Genomic DNA, 20651 nt, shown 5'->3' with positions numbered 1-20651 from the left:
AACATCCATATCAATCCCTTCCCTTATTTCAACATAAAAACAACACTTTTTCTTATATTTGTTGCCTATGGATACTATGGACGCTACACAAGATAAAAGGTTATTTCTCATCGATGCTTATGCAATGATTTACAGAGGGTATCACGCGATGACCAAAAATCAGAGATATACCAGTTCCGGAATGGAAACAACGGCCATTTTCGGTTTTATGAATTCTTTGATTGAAATGATAAGAAAAGAACAGCCCACTCATTTAGCCGTTGTTTTTGATGTTGGCCAGGCAAGCATAAGAACTGATGATTATGCAGAATATAAAGCCAATAGAAGCGATACTCCGGAGGCAATTAAAATCGCCATTCCATATATACATCGTATTTTAGAAGCGATGCATGTTCCAAGTTTGGGAATTGAAGGATATGAAGCAGATGATGTAATAGGAACGATTGCTTGTAAAGCTGAAAAAGAAGGGTATACAAGTTTTATAGTAAGCGGAGATAAAGATTTCGGCCAGTTGGTTACTGATCACATTAAGCTTTATAGACCAGGTTTTAGGGGTGGTGAAATTCAAATTCTTGGTGTTGAAGAAATCAAGGCTAAATATGAGATTGAAAACCCAAAGCAGGTGATTGATTTCCTTGCCATGATGGGAGATTCATCGGATAATATTCCAGGCCTGGAAGGTGTCGGTGAAAAAACAGCCATGAAGTTCCTGAAAGAATATGGAAGCATAGAAAACCTGCTGGCGAATACCCACGAACTTAAAGGCAAATTAAAAGAAAAAGTAGAAGCTTCAGCAGAAAGAGGAATTTTATCCAAAAAATTAGCGACCATTATATGTGATGCCCCTATTGAATTCCACCAGGAACAATACGATCTTGAAATACCCGATTTTAAAAAAGTAAAAGAAATTTTCGACGAAATCGAGTTCAGAAGATTATATGATAATTTATACAGGGCTTTTGCTCCGCTTGTTACCGAAAATGCCGCTGTTGCCAATGTTGAAACTACCGTAACGGAAACCACACCGCAGCAGAAAGTAGCCCAGGCGGTCGGGCAGCTAGACCTGTTTGCAACTTACGAAGAGCTGGATCAGGCCACTTCTACCAAATCTACCATTGAGCAAAACGATCATTTATACCAATTTATAGACAATCCGAAGGCTCAAAAGATGCTGGTGAAAAATCTTTTGCAACAGAGAGTGGTATGTTTTGATACCGAAACGACCTCGCTCAACGAGCTGGAAGCCGAATTGGTGGGAATGAGCTTTTCTTACAAAAAAGGTTTGGCGTATTACGTCCCGCTTTCCGAAGACCAGGGTGAAGTCTTGCAGACCCTTGAGATCTTCAGGCCGTTTTTTGAAAAGGAAGATCTGGTAAAAGTAGCCCACAATTTAAAGTTTGATTATAAAATTCTCAGAAGATATAATATCACGGTAAAAGGAGCCATGTTCGACACGATGATCGCCCATTATCTCCTGAACCCGGACGGAAGACACGGTATGGATTACCTTTCCGAAATGTATTTAGGTTATAAACCCGTTTCCATTGAAACCATCATCGGAAAAAAAGGGAAAAACCAAGGCAGTTTCCGGGATGCGGATCTCAGGACCCAGACCGATTATGCGGCGGAAGATGCCGATGTAACCTTCCAGCTGTACGAACTTTTTGCGCCGCAGCTGAAAAAAGAAAACTTAGAAGAGCTGTTCTTCAGCATAGAAATGCCGCTGATGGAAGTTTTGGCTAAAATGGAACTTGCCGGGATTTCCCTGGATGAAAAATGGCTTGCCCAGGAAAGCATCGACCTTGAAAACGACCTGAAACAGCTGGAAGCCAAAATATTCGAACTTTCCGGAGAAGAATTCAACGTCAATTCCCCGAAACAGCTTGGAGAAATCCTGTTTGAAAAAATGCAGCTCGACCCGAAAGCCAAGAAAACCAAAACCGGGCAGTATGCGACTTCGGAAGATATCCTTCAGAAACTGGCATCCAAACATGAAATCATCCAGCATATCCTGGAATACAGAACTTATCAGAAATTAAAATCCACCTACGTGGATGCATTGCCGTCCCAGATTGAAAAAACAGACAACCGCGTTCATACCAATTTCTCGCAAACGACAGCAGCAACCGGCCGTCTGGCGAGTGTAAATCCGAATCTTCAAAATATTCCGATCAGAACATTAAGAGGTCAGCAGATCCGGGGAGCATTTGTTGCCGGTGAAGGAAAGAAGATTATTTCTGCGGATTACTCCCAGATCGAACTGCGTCTGATCGCTGAGATTTCCGGCGAAGACAACATGATCAAGGCATTCCAGGATGGGGAAGATATCCACGCCTCTACAGCGGCGAGGCTGTTTGATATTCCGCTCGAAGAAGTTTCGAAGATCCAGAGAAGCCAGGCCAAGACGGTAAATTTCGGAATCCTGTACGGACAGGGAGCTTTTGCCCTTGCCGAGCAGACCGGGTTATCCCGAAGTGAAGCCAAACAGATGATCGATGCCTATTATGCCACGTATCCGAAACTGAAGGAATATATGGCAGAGCAGGTAAAGAGAGCCCGCGAAATCGGTTATGTGGAAACCATTCTGGGAAGAAAACGACATTTAAAGGATATCAATTCCAATAATTTTGTGGTGCGTGGCCATGCCGAAAGAAACGCGGTAAACGCGCCGATCCAGGGAAGTGCTGCCGATGTGGTAAAAATGGCCATGATCAAAATTCAAAAAGAACTGGAAAAAGAAAAGCTGCAGACCAGAATGCTGTTGCAGGTACATGACGAATTGGTTTTTGAATCGCCACTGAACGAAATAGAAGTCGCCACCAATATCATTAAAATGGAAATGGAAAACGCGATTGAAACGCAGGTCCCGCTACTGGTAGAAGTCGGCGTGGGCGATAACTGGCTGGAAGCTCATTAATACAATTTTAAATAAAAAACTTCCACAGATAGTGGAAGTTTTTTATTTATCGATCACCAGGATTTGATACTTTAATTTTTTTTACCTTTTCTATTTCTTTATCCATTCTTTCTTCCCAGCCTTTTCCGTTTCTTTTATCGAGGTAAGGCTTTACGGTCTCTTCATATTTCTTTTATCCTTCCATATCGATGGCATCAATGACACAGCCCGTATTTTCATAACTTATTCCAAATTTTCTCCGGATACTATCAATTTTGTCAAGCGTTTCAGCATCGTATTCCGGAATAGAAAATCCGCCCGCAAATCTGTAGGTTACATCATCTTTTTTAATATCTTCTTTAGCCTGCAGAATGTATTTATTTTCGGATTCTCTGATTGCTTTTTGGGTTGAAATATAGGTATCTGCGGAAACGTAAAGAAAGTAACCCAGCAGTAAACCACAAAGTATGGTATAAATTAAAAGGAACTTATTGATTGAATTAAGATTTTTAATTTTCAACGTACTGATCATCCAGGAAACCAAAGCCAGGAATAATAATGCAATGAAAAGATAATGAATTCCACAGTCTCTGATGATTTGAAAAAAGCTAAATTTCAAAGGATAATTAAAGAGGTAATACCCGAAAATGTAAGCTGAAAAAAGCAGTACTAAAACAGCAATATTTACCATTAATAATTTTCGGGATATGGTTTTATGCACAATAGTCAAATTTAATGTTATCAGTAAGGAAAGTTATGATTGATTTTTTCCAGTTTTTCGGTAAGGCCAATTGAGAGAATTTCATGCATCAAATCCCATTCTTTATAATTTGCTAAGGTGAACTCTTTGTAAATCTTTAAAAATTCTATACAATCTTCTTTAAACAGGCGAAAACCTTCATAATTACCTCTAAGATCATACATTGAAACTTCTGAAAATCCATACAGCAGAAACTGTTCATCATTTGTCAGTTTCTCTTCACAAGAAACTTCACGGATCACTTGAAGTGCTTTTTTAAATTCCAGGGATGTTGTTGTCAACGAATGGTAAAGGGCTCCAAGCATGGCCCGGCAAACTATTTTCCAATCGGCATGCTGAGAATTCTTGTCTAAAATTACAATTAAATCATGAGTACTTTTGGTCGTGGAAACTTCAATAAACTCGTAATCCGAGGTATTTTCTGTCATTAAAATTCCATCTGCCCACTCCGTGATGACGCTGTTTTCAATAATGCCGTATTTTCTCAGCTCAGAAAAAACCTTCAGCAGATTTTCATAGTTTTTTATCGTTATTCCCATGACCTGTCAGGCACTGAATTCAATTCCCCCTACATACGTCAGCGAGAAAAAGTCATCCTCTACGGAAACCGGCTTCGGAACCTGCCCGCGGTTTAAAAAGATGATGCAGTTCACCTCAAATTTCAGGTTGATTTCATTCAGCCTGTTGACAAGGATCGGGAGCCACTGCTCGGCAAAGGAATAGTTGGCGAACTTTTCGTAAATCGTGCGGTTTCCGTCTTCAAAACCGTATTCTACAAAATCGTGGTCAAGCCATACGGTATCCTGCGAAGCGGCAAATTTGGAGATGTGGATGTCATCGGATTCTTCCAGAAGATAATAGTTCTCATCTTCCTCCACAAAATCATAAAAATCTTCTTCGCTCTGAAAATTTCCTACCCAAAAATCTAATGTATCCGTATTCATTGGTTCTTTTTTCTAAATTAAAGCTTCAAAGGTATGATAATCTCAGGAAAAAACCAGCCCATTATAAATGATATCACCGCTAAACCTCATAGGTTTCTGAAAACCTATGAGGTTTAATATGACAGCGTATACCACCCATCATAATTATGTCATTCTTTTTCCTATTTCACTTTCTCGGATCGTCTTTTCCAGCCTTGAAACTCTGGTTTTTTCCTGTTTTGCACCCATGATCCAGTGCAGCATCACTTTTTGATAAGACGGAGCCTGACTGGTAAAAAAATTCCAGGCTTTTGTATTGGCTTTAAAACGTTTCTCAAATTCAGGATTGAGGGTAGCGGTTTCATTTTCATGGGAATAGATCGCAGATTTTTCTTCTTTCCGGAGTTTAAAAGCTTTTAGTCCGGCCTCTTGCATCAGCCCGGCTTTGGTGAGTTCCTCTATTTTTCTGATATTGACGGCACTCCAGATACTTGTTGGTTTCCTGGGCGTAAAGCGGATGCTGTAGCTCTCGTTATCAATCGATCTTCTCACCCCGTCGATCCATCCGAAGCACAACGCCTGATTCACCGATTCCGGCCACGTCATCGAAGGATTTCCGGAACCGACCTTATAAAAGCCCACCAGCAGTTCCTTTTCGGTCTGATGGTTTTTCTCGAGCCATTGGCGGAATTCTTTGGGTGTGGGGAAGAAGTTGGGTTGCATTTTTCCAGATTTTAATCTAAATTAATATTTTTTTATTGAAGTTTTCTGTAAAAAAGTTTCGGGCGAGAGCTTTGCTCAAAGCATAATGCTTCTCAGGAGGATTTACTCTGCTCATATATTTTCTCTCTTCCCCCGGTTTTATTCTTGCTAAGGTTAAATTACTACGAATATCCATGCTTTTATTTAAAAAATTAAAAAGACCTCAATGAGGTCTTTTTAATTTTAATCTATTTCTGCTTTCAGGAAGAGATCCTGGATCTGAACTTCATCTTCGCAGGTTTTCTTAAAGTCTGTTATGAATTCTTTCAGGCGGTCGGGATTATCGGAATAGGCACAGAACATATCGGCTTCGGGATCAAACTTGATTTCCTCTGCCAGGTCCGGCCTTTTTTCTTCCAGGAAAACTTTCGCCAGCGACGCCCAGTCGTACCCGTTGCCTTCAAAACCTTCATTTTTCCGCCACTCGAAAATTTCGGGTTTGTAGGTTCCTGCATTTAAACATACTGAAAAAGTCTTTTCTGAGGCCACCCAGAAGAAAGGTCTGATGGCCGTTTCAAAATTGTACGCTTCCATACTTTATTATTTTTAAATGATATTAAAGATAATAAATTTCTCAGCTTCTTAATTTTTTATAACATTTATTAACTTTTGCTTTCTCTTCTTATTAAAAACTGATAAATTTCATCTTTAGATAAATCCCACTCATAAGCCGTCTTAGGGATTTCTGATAATTGAGTTTCTAATAATGGATGATCAACTTTGACGTTAACCAATCCTTGTTCATCTCTAATTTTTTCAATCAGTCTGATTTCGTATGGAATATAATTTAAAGAAAGAATTTCAGAGAATTTATCTTTTAAATCTAATGAACTGTAAATATGGAAATCACACATTTCAAAAAGCAATTTGCTTAATAGTTTTTCATCTGCTGTCAGCCAATGATCAAGAAACTTTTTATAAATATTCTCTTCTGGCAATACAGCATATAATTCTTTATTGACTTCTTTTGTTTCATTTAAGTCATGCAAAATAGCCATAAATAAATGATGAGTTTCCTTTTCTTTATACTTTTTCTTATCTTCTTCAAATAACAATTGAAAATACTCTCTCGAAAGTTTTGCCAGATCATTCATACTCCAAAGCAACGACAAGCCAATGATACAGCCAATTGATCTTGATGTAACTTCTTTATAGGTAAAAAGTTTTTGTAAAATATGTTCCTGCCAAAGTAAAAAACGAGTGATATATTTCCAACCTTCTTTTTGATCGTTCAAAATAAGATGTTTAGGATATTCTCCGGCATGAACTCCAATTCCCAAAGTAAGGTTTCTGGCGATTGTTTCTTTGAAACCGTCTTTAATATCATCCTGAATGCTTTGCTTTATCAAATCATAATATTGATTGATTTCTTCTTGGCTTACTCCCTCTTTTTTTGTTTTACCGATTTGTTTTTTAAATTCGCTTATTATCTTTTTGTGTTCCATAGTTTTATTTATACTTCTGATTCCAGTTTTTCATTTTTCTCAGTTCTGCCCGCTTAGTTCTCTTATCTACTTTATATCGTACTTCCCTGCTTTGTATACCATGAGCTCTAATATCTCTGTCTATTGTATTGGCAGTTCTTATCATTGCTGCATCGACTTTCTGCCCTCTCAATGTTCCTTTATTTCTTACTTCATCAAGAATATTCTGTACATAATCATCTCCTTTTTGCAAAGGACTTAATCTTGAAGAATTTGCTTTCACCTCATATACATAAACTTTCTTGTTCAATGGATGCTGTGCAACGACGTCAATCCCATTCTGAGAGCCATTTTTAATCTCTGCATATACATTCCATCCTCTTTTTTTCAGGCCGGAAACAAAATCTCCTTCAGCAAGATCTCCAATCGGCGTATTATTAGGCATTAGGCCTAAAGCGTCCAGCAAAACATTGGAGTCTTTCACATAATTGTACAACCCAAAACCACCTACCAAACCAATAGGATCTTTGCTAATATACAATCCTGACTCCTGATCATAATATCTGAATCTATTGTAGGAAAGATCAGTCTCATGATCATAATATTGACCTTGATATTGAAAAGGTATAAAGTTAAAATCCCCTTTTTCTTCCTTTACATTGCCATAAATATCCAATTCTCTTTTCCAAACCACATGCCCGTCTTCATCAAAAACCTGAATTGGGGTTCCCAAATAATCGTTTATTATAGAATATTTTTTATCTGCAAGTAATTTTACTACAGGGCTGTATCCCCCTCCGTCATAAACCCATGTGATGATATTCTCTACAGGTTCTCGATTGATTTGTAATTTTCCCTCTTCATCAATGTTTGTCTTAGGAATATGTTCAATATCATAACTCCATTCGTGTAGCAAAACATCATCATCCCAAATATACCGAGTTATTTTCTTGTTTCCAATTTTTGAAGTCCTTCTTCCCAGTGCATCATATTCAAAACTTATTTCTTTACCATTTGGACGTATTACTTTATCCAGCATTCCGTTGGCTTTCCAGAAGTAAGCCCAGTCGCCGGGTTGCCACTCGGGACTCTGTATCTGGTCCGGTGAGTTTTCATGGACATCCGGCAGATCGTTTTTATCGCGAAGCTTAGGTGTATTGAGCCAGTCGGCGGCGATTGATTTATAGTATGGATGTATATCTTCCTGTTTATGTTTTTGATCTGATTTTACATTATTGACCGGCCTTTTACTTTTCAGCAATAAATTTCCTTCTTCATCGTAATGATAAAACCAGTTTTTATCGCGCATCAATTTTCCTCCTTTATCGTAAATACGATCGGTTCGTTTGGCGCTTTCATACAGGCAGCCCGTTTCATCCGGGTTTTTGAACTGCACTTCACCATTCGGATATTCAGCAGCAACAAGGCTTCCAAAAGCATTATAATCGAATCTTGTTCTGCCTCCTGTAACCCGATCCAGGATCTGCGTCAAACGACTACCAGATCCCCACTGATATTCTTTATGGAAAGCCATTTGGATTTTATTGACCATTACTTTCTGGCTTATTGGCATTCCGACATGGTCGAATTCGAATATACTTTCTACTCCTCCCGTCATTTCCCGGGAGAATAACTGACCGTCCCTACCGACGCTTAAATTCATTTGCCAAGGCTGGTGAACATCTTTTGTGACGGCCGTTACATTTTTAAGCTGACCGATCTCATTGTAGGCATAATTGACCTCCGCTCCCAGGCTGCTGTTCAGGCCAATGAGGTTTCCCTGATCATCATACTCGTAATTAATTGAATGCTCACCCTGTTTTTCATTGGTGACCAATCCTAATTTGTTACGCTGAAAAACAACAGTACTGCTTTCGTTGTCGGCTCTGGCCAAAAGCCCTGAGGTATCGTACTGATAAGCTTCCCAGCTTCCGTCGGGATAATGAGCCTGGGTTAACCTGCCGCCTAAATCATACTCATAGAAAATATGTTTTCCGTTCGGATTTCCGGTCTGGATCACCAATCCGTCTTTATCTCTTACAAAGAATTTACGTTGCCCGTCGAAGCCGGTTTCTGCGATAATCTCGTCGTTGTTATTTCTTTCAAAATGATAAACTTCGCCTTTTTCATTGGTGATGCTCATTAAGTTTTCATAAGCATTATAGCCAAAAATCAGGGTTTCTTCTTTTTTAAAGGTCAAAGCATTCCTTCGTACCTGTCTTTTGAGGCTTCCCATCGGTGTGTAGCTCATGAGCCATTCTGCTCTTCCGTCGGTCGCGTATATTGGAAGATCATAAGCATCGTAGCGAAGTTTCAGCGGCAATTGCCCAGGTTCTTGCACTTCAACCACGCGCCCCATTTTATCACGGTTCCAAATGGTTCTGTTTAAAGGTTTCGGGCTGAAAACCAATAGCCTTCCATAATCATCGTATTTCCAGTACTGCTCATCACCAATCGTATTCGTCAGCCTGATGATCTGGTTTCTGCTGTTGTATTCGTACTGCGTTTCAATTTCCTGTTTTCTGCTGCTTTCAGGAAGTTTATCATCATCATGATACTGATAAGTGACCGTTTCATCGGTGGGATCGGTATAACTTAGTAATCTTCCCTCTTCATCATAATTCCAGGTTTCTGAAGTTCCTGCAGGGGAAAAACGCGCGGTAATCTGTCCGAATTCATTATACTGATAATGATATTCTTCACCATCGGGGGTATGGAAAGTTTTAATATTTCCAAAGTCATCGTAAGTGAATCCTTGAACTCTTCCTTCCGGTGTTCCGGTTATTTTCAATTCGTTGTGGGAGGTGTAATCGTACCAGGTTTCTCCACCTTCACCGTCAACTTGTTTATATACTAAAAAATCCTCGTCGTAATAATATTTTTCGGCTTTATTATTCTGTTTTGGATAAATAACTTCCGTGTAGCCTTCTTCTTCATTATAATTTAAAAAACCTTCCATGAAACCTTCCAGCCCTTTTGTATGAACCACGCGATTTTTTTTATCGTATTCCCAATGATAGCTCATTTCGTTTCGATTGGTTCTTCGGATCACACGATTTACATCATCATATTCAAAAACGATTGCTTTTTTGTGAATATCCCAGACATGCGTAAGGTTTCCGTTTTCGTCGTACGTATAGCGAACCTGCAGATCTCTTTTATTTTTAAAACAGTAATAAACTTCAGTGACTTTTTTAAGCTCAGGGTGAATCGTAGTTTCTATACTAAAACCACTTTTAACATCTTGAATACTTTTTAAAACAATATTGCTTCCTTCATATTCATATTCTCTTACTGTTCCATCTCCATATTCAATACGAATTACTTTAAAAATACTTCCTTCCGTAATATGATGAAAACGTTTGTAAGTATAAATATCCGTTCCTTTTCTGATGATCCAAATATTGTCACTTGGACGGTACTGCCAGATTTTCTGACTTCTGTAATAGGTCAATTCTTCTCCAACCGGTGGAACAGGAATCGGCATTGGCTGCAATTCTTCGGGATGAGCCCATGCCGCAACGCCATCTTCCTCGTTACGAACAATATAAAGATCATGAGAATTAAAAATTCCGTTACCAAGCATTCCTTTGGTGTAAGGTCTGTCGCTGTACCAAACATTTGTCCATTCTAAAGGTGTTCCTGCTTCAATTTGGAAATCATCCCATTCAAACAACATCGCTCCTGATGCAAAATTGACAGGCTCTAAACCAACTTTACACAAGGCTTTTGAAACAGGATTTGTTTTCCCGAACTTCCCCTGCAAAAAATGATTAAATTTAGTAACACCTTTACCCAGGCTTTTCGTTAAACCTTTCATCAAAGCCATTCCTGCAAAACGCATGAGCATTTCACCCGGGGTGTATACATGAGGAACAAACGGGCCGCCTACGAGAACCGGGCCGCCGGTATTGATTTGAATATATAAACTTGAAAAATTATTATAAAAGGCAAAGTAAGCCAACGGATTTTTCTTCGGTTTATCGGGCATTGCAGGCAACATCGTCATTCCGAAAGGCAATCCCATACAAGTTAAAACCTGCTGGGGCTGGTTTCCGCTCATCTTGCTGCCTTGTCCGAGAACGGTTTGTGCTCCGTAGTAGACTTCACCTTCATGCGGCGCCTCCTGAAGAAAAGGAATCATGTACACCGGAATAAGAGAAGTCACATGCCTGAACGGAATAACCACCCCCATAACACTGGTTGTGGTGGTTGCCTTATGTCTTCCGTGAACAAATATGGAACCGCCCATCGGAATTCCTTCCGGCAGGTCGGGTTTCAGGTTTCTGATGAACTGCGGTATCGGTATGGTGAAGGTAAGATAATCCATCACATCGAAAACAATACCGATAAAAGGATGCGGCAACGGTAGCGGGATCAGCATAAATGAGGGCGGTGGCGGGATCAGGGTCCAGTGAATATCGATGGCCAGCACAATGTCAAAATGTTTACTGGTATGCTGAATGGCAGTCGGACTGATGGCCGGAGTATTCACTTTAATCAGCTTTACTTTGCTTGTGGGGGCTGCATTTTGGGAGGTCACGGTTGTTTCACCTCCGCCACTGCCACCAGATGCTGAAGCATCATTGTCTGAACCGGCAAGAGATTTAACCATAGAAACAGGGTTCAGGGAATCGAAATTATTTTTCATCCCGTTGTTCCAGCCTTGTGTGGTTTTATCCCTGCTCAACGAGGTGACATCCGAATTTACTATCCACGACCGGTCGGGGTTCATATCTGGCTTGGTAACCTTAATCTTTTTTATTTTGTTCTGATCTGCCATGATACTTCAATTTGTGATTGATTTGTTTTGGGTTGATCTAAAAAATTTAAACCATGAAAATCTCAATAGTGAAACTTTTTAACTCCTGCGTATTTTAACCATAAGATGGCTTTTCGACGCTTACTTTCCAATCTTCTCCGAAATAACCTTTCATTTCCTGATCTAAAGTTGTTTTCTTGTCCGTATCCCTTTCATATTTAATAAAAAGCATGGATGCGACAAATTTGAGACTGCTTGATTCCCTTGTTGCCGGAGTCATGGATTTTGCAATTTCCAGGCATTTTTCAAAATACCGGATCATTTTTTCCCGGGTAAGTACCGTGTCATTCAGAGTTCCTGTGATGCGGTAGCATTCGATAGCCATTGCCGGCTCATCTGCTGATAAAGCCACTTCAGCTGCTTTTTCAAATGCTTTTTCGGCTTTTGCTTTTTTTGAATTCCCCAGACAATAACTTCCGTAATTCATGTACATCTGAACTTCAAGGGACGACCCGGATTCCACTTCTTCGAATATCGTACGGTAGGTATCTTCTGCTTTTTCCTTTTTTTTATCGGCGATATAGGCCTGTGCAAGCATAAAATATGCAGAAATTTCGCCCTGTTTATTTTTTTGCTCTCTAGCTAATTTTACGGCCTTTTTTAATGAAAATTCTGCTTCTTTAAATCTGCCTTTGCTTAAATGGTTACTGGCTATCAGGATCTGCTGCTGAAAATCGGTGTCTGCACTGTTTTTCTTCCGGTTGGTGTGGGCCGCCGTGTTCTGCATCAGCTGGTGAATATCGACCTCAACCCTGAAATAATGCGCCGACGGATTTTCCGGTAATGTTTTATAGGTGTGATGCTCGGCCCAGACTAATTTGATATCGTTATTTCCTGAATTTTCACAGATTTTACACCATTCTTTTACCCACAATGACAATTCTTCAATATTACTGATCCGGATCGGAGCAATATAAAGAAAGATCTTTGCATCTCTAACTGCCGGAAAATTTTTCTTTATTTCCAAGAGAGGAAAAAAAGCCTTGTAAGCATCAGTCTTAAAATCATTATCGGGAATATTGAATTTCCATTCCGGAGTGCCTTTCTGGTTCTTTTCTAGCATTTCATAATACTCTTTCCATTCATCGAATACGATCTGCCCAAAGGAATCCGATCCGGTAAATTCCTGATAATGAATTAAAAAAATATCATCTCCATCATAATCTTCGGATAATCTTGATTTTATAAATCCGTCGAAAAGATCGGTTTCATGCTTTTCGCCCAAGGCAATAAACATGGGTTTCCGCATATTGTTTTTAACGACATTATGCCAGTTTCTTTTTAATTTAACCAGTTCCAGATCTACCGGATTCATAAGCTTTAAATTTAATTCAGTTTTACCGTACCGCTTACAATATTCGTTTCCTGTCCTCCGCCAATGTTGATTTTTTTACTGCTCAGGTTTGCTTCTGATTGGGCTCCCATCGAAAGAGTGGTGGTTCCGATATCCAGCTTTGCCGATTCAATACCGATCCCTGAACTCGGATCTCCGCCTTCAGGACCGACACCAATTCCTACGCTGGCGGTTCCTCCAACTCCGATATTAATGCCCTGCACAATAATTTCTTTTCCTTTAATCGTAATATTTCCGTCCTTATCCATGACGATGGAACTGCTTCCACACGTCAGGGCAATGGAGATTTTACTGTCGATGCTGATATTACCGGCACCGTCCAGGAAAACGGTATTCTGATCTTTATCACGCATGGTCATTCCTCCGCCATCGTCAAGGCTGATGGTATGGCCGCTTTTGCTGCTTAAGCTTTTAATATTATTTCCGGTACCGCCGCCGCCGCCAACACCGCCATGGAACATTCCGCCCATGACAAACGGTCTGTCGGGATGCTGGTGTGCGAAATTGACGACCACCTGATCGCCCACTTCAGGAATGGCCACAAAACCACGGTTTTTACTCACTTTCTCACTGCCACCTCCATCGGGAGTCATTACGCGGATGTATTCTGTAGTGGTCGATCCGTTCTGCCAGTCGAACTGTACCTGCACTCTTCCCTGATTTAAAGGGTCGGTATTGGAAATAACTTTAGCAAACTGTGCATCGGCTTTCGGAAACTGAAACTCAGGACGCGGAATAAAGCCCGTATCTGATGCAATGGCATCGAAAGTTCCTGTGTAATATCCTCTTGCATCTACCTCATGATGGACTTCGGTAATCATTAATTTGGTGAAATATGAGGTTTCATTGCTCTCGGTCTTGCGCATTTCAATGTCGGCAACACATCCGGGATATAAAAACGGGACTGTGGTCGTTCCTGAAGTTACAAAAACATCTGCTGCCCTGCTTCCGGCGGTTCCCTTCTGCGAGGCTTCCACATCCATGAAAGAGATGGCTTTGATGGGAGCCACCCTTAATGAAGGAGTGGTGAATGTTTTTTCCGAGATTTCGTAAGCGCGTTTTGCAATATCTGAAGTATGGGTAATTTTTGAGCTTCCGGTCGTCAGTTTTTCATTTTTACTGCTGTTGTACCCATAAAAACTCGGATTGACATGCTGTGCCTTCATTCTGATTTTAACGTCATTGACGCTGCTGCCATAGGTAAGCTTTACCGGCTGTTCCTGCGGTGGAAGCTTCCCGAAATGGAGTACTTCACCGTCATAATAGAACTGCTCGCCATACGCTTCTGCTATTCTTGCCAGATAATTGTAATGGGTTTCTTCATATTGTGAACTGTATGAAACATTTCCGTGCTGGGCATCTACCCGGAAATCAAATTTTCCGTTTCCAAGGCCTTCTTTGATAATGTGGTCGGCTATACTATTCAGGCTGATTTCCTGACTGCCGCCGAAACTTTGAATATGAGGCGCAGCATCCAAAAGAACCGTAGGACTGTAACCCGTGAGTACAATGTTTCCCAAACTTCCTTTTTCCTGACTGAAACCGACCTCCGTAATAACGCCGACAAAACTTCTCTCGGGACCTTCTTCAACATCTTTGTATTTAAAAGTAACGGTGATTCTTTTTCCCAGAAAACTTTGTGCTTCTTCAAGGTTATGGTTTTCTGCATTTCCTAAAGTATCGTGGGCGAGCATTAAGGTAAATTCATGATGCCTGGTAGCGCTCTGATCGAGACGGAAATTCTTGAAATGCTTTACCGGTTTTCCCTCCACCATGATGTCAAGTTTTACCACCCGGTTGATGCCCTGGATCTGGCTTTCAGGAATAGCATTGGCATTGTGGATCTTTGATGTGGGTTGTTGAGACCAGACTTTATTTTCTACCAAGGTGGGAGAATTGGGCTGCATCTTTTCGTTGAGCAACATTCCTGAAGTACTTTGTGCAATACCGGTGTAGGCCTGTGCTTTCGCCATTTTCTGCGTCACCCTATTTTCGGTGTCTTTTGTTTTTTCCTGAATCTTTTCGGTCGCCTTATTTACCGCCTGATCTTCCGCCACTTTCCTGATTTCCCCCATAGGCTGTATCTTTGAAGGAGTTCCTCCAGAAGATATTTTCGGTGTATGATCATCCTGAAACATAGCCTTAAATTTTGATTATTGGTGTGTTTGTTTTTAAATGCTGAATTTATCTGAAACGGGCCAGATAACCTTACATAGTCGTAATGAACTATGATGACTGTACATTTGCCGCACAAAATAATTTGATTCAAAATGAAAAAACAGAATAGCTACTCCGGCGAGCTGAGCTATTCTGTAACAAATTTTATTTTACTAAGATGATTCCAGGTTTTATTTACCGCCTGGCCATAGCCCTTCGTACTTGGAGTTTCCGTAGTCGATGGTTTCAGCGCTTACCACAAAGCTGATCAGCATACTGTTTTCATCTACAGCATCGAAGTCTACTTCGTGCTGGATTACGTAACCATTTTCCCATTTCAGGGTGATAAGTGTACCTTCTTCGTGAGATTTGTTGAAAGTGATTTCACCTGTCGTAGGCTTGTACTTTCCGTTGAGTAAGCTTTCGAGAATGTCTGATTTCTCAGTAGCTTCTACTGTCACTTTAATCAATGCGTTTGAAGGGTCTGAAGCTACTCTACCAGATACGTCTGTGGATCTCGAAACGCTGTAGTTAAGCTTTAATAATTTTTGACCTTCGCCTCCGTTGAATTTTAAAATTCCTCTTGAATTTGTTGCCATGATTCGTAAATTTTAATCGTTAATAATATTTTGTGATTTGGTTGGTTTGTCTGATTTGTTGAGTCAAAGATAGATCACAATTTTCTATTTAAAAAGTTTTAGAATATCAATTTTATTTTTTGTCGTAATTCTACGATTTCATGTCGTAATTCTACGATAAAAGATATAAAAATAATCTTAAATAACTAATCAACAATACCTTATCTTTAAAAAATTAAACATCATTACATACAACCATTACACAACACAGGGAGTTATTAAGGATTATTTAAGATATTTTTAAAACATTTTTAACATGGAATAATTTAAAATTTTAAGCCTAAAAAATCCGACAGAAAAATGTATCTGTCGGATCCAATATATAAAAAAAACAACTTATCACTTTTCGTGGCTTTTATACAACGCCAGGCATTTTGATTCATAATCAAAACAGATGGCATCGCTGAAATTTTCCAGGTAAGTTTTTGGAAAGATCATTTTCGTTTTTATCGTCGGGATCTTTTGAAGCTTTCCGTGAACTGCCTTAAAAAAATCACCTGTATATTGATGGGTAATGAGATTTACTGTAGATTTTCCCTTGGCTTTATCTCCATATTCGTAGCTCAAAACATCATCAATCCGTCTCATCTGAACAAGCTGCATTTTTTTTGCTTTCGGATCATATTCGAAGACGCATCTGAATCCCGATCTGTCGAAGTCATTCCAGAATTCGAAACCTTTTTTGGTGTCCACCAGCGTATTTCCGAAATTGAGTTTCTGAATTTTTCCGCTCTGTACCCTTTTATATTTTTGGGTCGATAATGCGCAGATAATCGTCCTGGAACCATTGTCAATACGTACGGTATCCTTTACTGAATCTCCATCGAGATCTTTAACAATCTTCTGAACCGACTGTCCAAAAACTGCCAGAGACAAACTAAAGAAGAATAAAAAAGCTGTTTTTCTCATTATTGTTAAATTTTCAGATATCTTATCAAAATTCCAGTAAAGATTGTAGAAAGGTTTTGGGGCTGTCTGTATGATAAAAAACCATATTCAGGGTAAGATGATATACAAAAACAATGAAAGAAATAACCAATAAAGCCACAAGAAAAGCCCGTAATCCTTTATCCTTTATATTTTTTACCACAAGATTGATCAATATAAATATCAACGTTGTCACCGCCCCCGATACCAGCCCTACCTGGGTAATGATGGTAGAAATATTCTTCAGATCATGTTCCCGGTAATAGTGCAATACAATATACCAATACGATGCAGCTGCCACAGACAGAACAAATACGATGATACTTATTATTGCCGGTTTTTTAGATTTCCTCATGCTCTACTGTTTAATATATCCCGGGTTTCGGCCTGAGCTGAAAGATTTTTTGAGTCCTTCTTCTACTTCCGGCCAAAAGCGGGTATGGCTGAGACTGTGAGATGCCATTGCAAGATAAGGAATGGTTCCCGGCCTGTGCATCATATCTTTTATTTCTGCTTCATCTTTAGGAGTTACCAGATCTGCATAATATCTTTCTACCAATGTATGATATCTCTCAAAATTTCCTCTTAATATTTTTAATTCGGCGTCAAGATTTCCGGTAAAAACAAATTCGGCGTAATTGATATAGTCGATATAATCTGCCAGTTGATCCGGTTTTATAAACTGACTGAGCAGCCTCATTAAAACTTCCTGAAGATTATTGTTGTGTACCGCAGCAGAAGCACCCGCAATAAAGTTTTTGCACTGATTTCTTTTGTTTCTGCTGTGATAAGGATCTTTATCGTAAATCGGAACGTGGGTAAGCGGTAAACCCTTGGTTTGTTTCGACGGATTCCAGGAGGTTACTTCGATGGTATCTGTAATTCCTGCCTGGGCCCTGAAAAGTTTTGCCAGTAAATTCAAAATATAGCTGTCATTCACTCCGCTTCTTATGTCGAAAAGGATATTTAAAACTCTCATTCCCTGGGTAAGATTTAGGTTTTTTGCCCAGGTTATTTTATCGTAGCTTCCGCCATTTTCGTAGTTTCTGCGTACATCATTGGTCCATTGCAGGAAATGATTGAGAAGGTTTACAAATGAATCTTTTTCTGCCGTAAGATTAGAATTTTCCAGCTTTAATGAATTGATATAGGCAATAAATTCTTTGGTAATCATACCGATCCCTAAAAATCCTTTTGCCATTTCTGCCCATGCGGCGGTTGCTGTTTTCCTGGTAGGAAATCCTTTCAGGTATTTTGTAATCGCTTCCTTATTTACACTTTTCAGTGTTGTGATTCCGTTGTCAAACTTTTCCATCTGGAACTGCTTGATGAGACCTTCAAGATTGACAAGGCTGAAATCTGCAATCAACTGCTGCGTAAGGTCATACTCATTGTGAACATTAATGATCTGACACTGCTTATGAAGCTTCGCATGATTGAGCTGATGTTTGTGCTGAAAAAAAGGTGTCGATAAATAGGTGATACTTTTTACCTTCCACTCTTTTGGAAATTTTGAATCTTTTGCAATAAGCTCTGTAAACTGATTGATCACATTTCCACCATGAGAGTGCCCTATAAGATGGAGATGCACCTCCTGATTGGTCCAGAATTTATAAACTCTTAAAAAAAGGTCTAAAAGCCTGGCAGCGGCAAGATTTCTCTCTTTGGTGTCATTATCTCCCGACCAGCTGAAAAAGCTGCCTTCGATATGAAGGTTGAGAAACTGTGGTTTCAGCTCTTTTATTTTGTTCCAGAAATTATCTTTACTGCTTTGCCAGTAATCGGTGTTGGCTTGGTGTTTCAGTCCGGTAGTATTGACGGGATCCGTAGTTCCCGCAACAAACATGACGACATCATAAATCTTCTTATTTTTAGGTGGGGCAGCCTGCTTTCCGTAGCTTACACCTTTTTCCTGCCCTTTCTGAATGACCTGACTTCCGACATTTTCAATAACATCCTTGGCGTAGGAAAGATTATTTCCTCCGGTTGTTTCCAAAATATTTCCACCTACGAATGTCTGTTTCATAGCGCATTAATAATTTTTAGATTTCTCTCCTGAATTATTCTGTACCTCTTTATCAGAGTGATGTTCGTGGTTGCCTACACTTTGCGACGTAATTTTCCCGTTACTGGTGCTTACGCGGTCTTTATCAGTATGAGACTCCTTGTTTCCCTGGATGTACTCTACCATTTCTCCTGTCACGTTGGTAATGAAATCGGTTCCTACGCTCAGCATATTGAGCATTCCCACATTGCTGTTTCGGTTCATTCCGGCAATTTCGGAGATATTCATTCCTACGTTGGTCGTCATGTTTTCTCCTACGTTGATATTCATATTTTTACAGTTCAGCGTCATGGTTTCCGGAGCAGTGATGGTAATATTACTGCCGGTGGTATCCAGGTGAATTTTATTTCCTGATTTATCCGTGATGATGATGCTTTCATCCTCGGTGAAAATCAATCGGTGCCCGCTTCTGGTCTGAATCGATTTTACACGGTTGTCGACACCGCCACCCAATCCTATGCCACCGTGGAACATTCCTCCCATCACGAAAGGTCTGTCGGGATGGCTATGCACAAAATTCACCATTACCTGATCTCCTACTTCAGGAATGGCTACATACCCCCTGTTTTGAGTGATCTGATCGGTTCCTCCGGCATCGGGGCTCATCATTCTTATAAAATGAGTTGTATCATTCGTCTGCCAGTCAAACTTCACCTGCACTCTTCCCTGACCTTCAGGATCTGTATTTGAAATTACGGTTGCGATCTGTGGTTCCGCTTTCGGAATTTTGAATTCAGGTTTAGGTAAAAAACCTGTATCAGAAGCGATTCCTTCAAAACTTCCGTTGTAATGGCCTCTCGTATCCACTTCATGTGAAACTTCAGTGACCATAATTCTTGTAAAATAGGAAGATTCGTTGGTGTCGATCTTGCGCATTTGCACATCTACGACACATCCGGGATGCAGAAACGGCACGGTGGTATTTCCCGACAGAGAAAATACGTTTACAGCCTGGCTTCCCGAAGTACTTTTCTGGGAATATTCTACATCAAGGTGCGTGGTTGCTTTGATCGGGGCGATCTGAAGCGCTGGCGTTTTATAAATTTTTTCATTGTGAGCATAAGCTGTTTTGGCTAAATCTCCCACATGCTGGATAGGTGTTTCTCCCGAAGTCAGCTTTTCATTTTTACTGCTGTTGTAGCCATAAAACTGGGGCTTGGTATGAACGGCTTTTAATTCAACGCGAATGTCATTTGCGCTGCTGCCGTACGTTAATTTTATAGGTTTATTTTGTGGAGGAAGCTTTCCGAAATGAAGCACTTCACCGTCATAATAGAACTGTTCGCCATAGGCTTCGGCCATTCTTGCCAGGTAATTGTAATGCGTTTCGTCGTATTGGCTGCTGTATATGATTTGTGAATAATCATTGGTATCAACTCTCACATCAAAACGCCCTGTATCAATTCCCTGTTTGATTACCTCATTGGCAATAATTCCCATATTCACAGGCGACTCTCCTCCAAAACTCTGAATATGAGGCGCTCCATCCAAAAGAATGGTAGGACTGTAGCCTGTCAGCACAATATTTCCAAGGCTCATTCTCTCCTGACTGAAACCTACGCCTGTGATCACACCGACAAACGTTCTTTCAGGGCTGTTATCGATATCTTTATAGGAAATCACTACGGTAAGCCGTTTTCCCAAAAATTTATTTGCCTCATCCAGGGTATGTGTCTGCCGGTCACCCAAAGCATCATGCGCCAAAGTAACACTGAATTCATGGTGCTTCCTGGTACTTTGCGTCAGTTTAAAGTGTTTGTAATATTTAATAACTTTTCCTTCAATAACAAGAGAAAGCTTTACCAACCGGTTGATTCCGAAATGGTGGTTTTCCGAAATTCCGTCTGCATTTTGTGAAGGACGGAATGATGGGCTTTGCGGTATATTTGGTGATTCTGTTTTCATAAGACCTGTGATTTGGAT

General features: G+C 40.0%; 14 protein-coding genes and 1 pseudogene. 1 reads left to right on the top strand and 14 read right to left on the bottom strand.

Annotated features, from left to right (window positions below; genetic code table 11):
* The first annotated feature begins 76 nt into the window (after positions 1–76).
* The gene (gene polA / locus AC0N32_RS18840) at positions 77–2917 is read left to right on the top strand and encodes a DNA polymerase I (protein WP_476395447.1); all 2841 of its coding nucleotides are present in this window, start codon (positions 77–79) and stop codon (positions 2915–2917) included.
* A gap of 46 nt (positions 2918–2963) precedes the next feature.
* Here the strand turns inward: polA and AC0N32_RS18835 are convergent.
* From AC0N32_RS18835 to AC0N32_RS18770, 14 genes and pseudogenes are all read right to left on the bottom strand, one after another.
* Positions 2964–3428, bottom strand: a pseudogene (locus AC0N32_RS18835) (FEKKY domain-containing protein).
* Between the two features lie 209 nt (positions 3429–3637).
* Positions 3638–4195 (bottom strand): hypothetical protein, encoded by a 558-nt coding sequence (locus AC0N32_RS18830; protein WP_476395385.1) that lies wholly within the window; start codon positions 4193–4195, stop codon positions 3638–3640.
* A gap of 6 nt (positions 4196–4201) precedes the next feature.
* On the bottom strand, positions 4202–4600 hold the full coding sequence (locus tag AC0N32_RS18825; protein ID WP_476395384.1) for an immunity 22 family protein: 399 nt from the start codon (positions 4598–4600) through the stop codon (positions 4202–4204).
* Positions 4601–4744: 144 nt separating this feature from the next.
* Complete coding sequence (locus AC0N32_RS18820; protein WP_476395383.1) at positions 4745–5302, bottom strand: YdeI/OmpD-associated family protein; 558 nt, start codon at positions 5300–5302, stop codon at positions 4745–4747.
* A 222-nt stretch (positions 5303–5524) separates the two neighbouring features.
* Complete coding sequence (locus AC0N32_RS18815; protein WP_476395382.1) at positions 5525–5875, bottom strand: immunity 51 family protein; 351 nt, start codon at positions 5873–5875, stop codon at positions 5525–5527.
* Between the two features lie 68 nt (positions 5876–5943).
* On the bottom strand, positions 5944–6786 hold the full coding sequence (locus AC0N32_RS18810; RefSeq protein WP_476395381.1) for a hypothetical protein: 843 nt from the start codon (positions 6784–6786) through the stop codon (positions 5944–5946).
* Between the two features lie 4 nt (positions 6787–6790).
* A complete protein-coding gene (locus AC0N32_RS18805) occupies positions 6791–11548 on the bottom strand; it encodes an RHS repeat-associated core domain-containing protein (protein ID WP_476395380.1) in 4758 nt (1585 codons plus the stop codon).
* Between the two features lie 94 nt (positions 11549–11642).
* Positions 11643–12902 carry a tetratricopeptide repeat protein gene (locus AC0N32_RS18800; RefSeq protein ID WP_476395379.1) on the bottom strand — a complete coding sequence of 420 codons (1260 nt, stop codon included), beginning with the start codon at positions 12900–12902 and terminating at the stop codon, positions 11643–11645.
* Between the two features lie 11 nt (positions 12903–12913).
* On the bottom strand, positions 12914–15079 hold the full coding sequence (locus AC0N32_RS18795; RefSeq protein WP_476395378.1) for a type VI secretion system Vgr family protein: 2166 nt from the start codon (positions 15077–15079) through the stop codon (positions 12914–12916).
* A 210-nt stretch (positions 15080–15289) separates the two neighbouring features.
* Positions 15290–15697, bottom strand: a complete 408-nt coding sequence (gene tssD, locus AC0N32_RS18790; RefSeq protein WP_476395377.1) for a type VI secretion system tube protein TssD — start codon at positions 15695–15697, stop codon at positions 15290–15292.
* Between the two features lie 378 nt (positions 15698–16075).
* Positions 16076–16645, bottom strand: coding sequence for a hypothetical protein (locus tag AC0N32_RS18785; RefSeq protein ID WP_476395376.1), 570 nt, complete (start codon positions 16643–16645; stop codon positions 16076–16078).
* A gap of 25 nt (positions 16646–16670) precedes the next feature.
* Positions 16671–17018 carry a hypothetical protein gene (locus AC0N32_RS18780; RefSeq protein ID WP_476395375.1) on the bottom strand — a complete coding sequence of 116 codons (348 nt, stop codon included), beginning with the start codon at positions 17016–17018 and terminating at the stop codon, positions 16671–16673.
* 3 nt (positions 17019–17021) lie between these two features.
* Positions 17022–18689: a hypothetical protein gene (locus tag AC0N32_RS18775; RefSeq protein WP_476395374.1), complete on the bottom strand. Its 1668-nt coding sequence runs from the start codon at positions 18687–18689 to the stop codon at positions 17022–17024.
* Positions 18690–18695: 6 nt separating this feature from the next.
* Positions 18696–20633, bottom strand: a complete 1938-nt coding sequence (locus AC0N32_RS18770) for a type VI secretion system Vgr family protein (RefSeq protein WP_476395373.1) — start codon at positions 20631–20633, stop codon at positions 18696–18698.
* Positions 20634–20651: the final 18 nt, after the last annotated feature.

This window comes from Chryseobacterium endophyticum (assembly GCF_056333165.1).
Note: the sequence above shows the minus strand (reverse complement) of the source record. Positions and strands in the feature narration are given on the sequence as shown.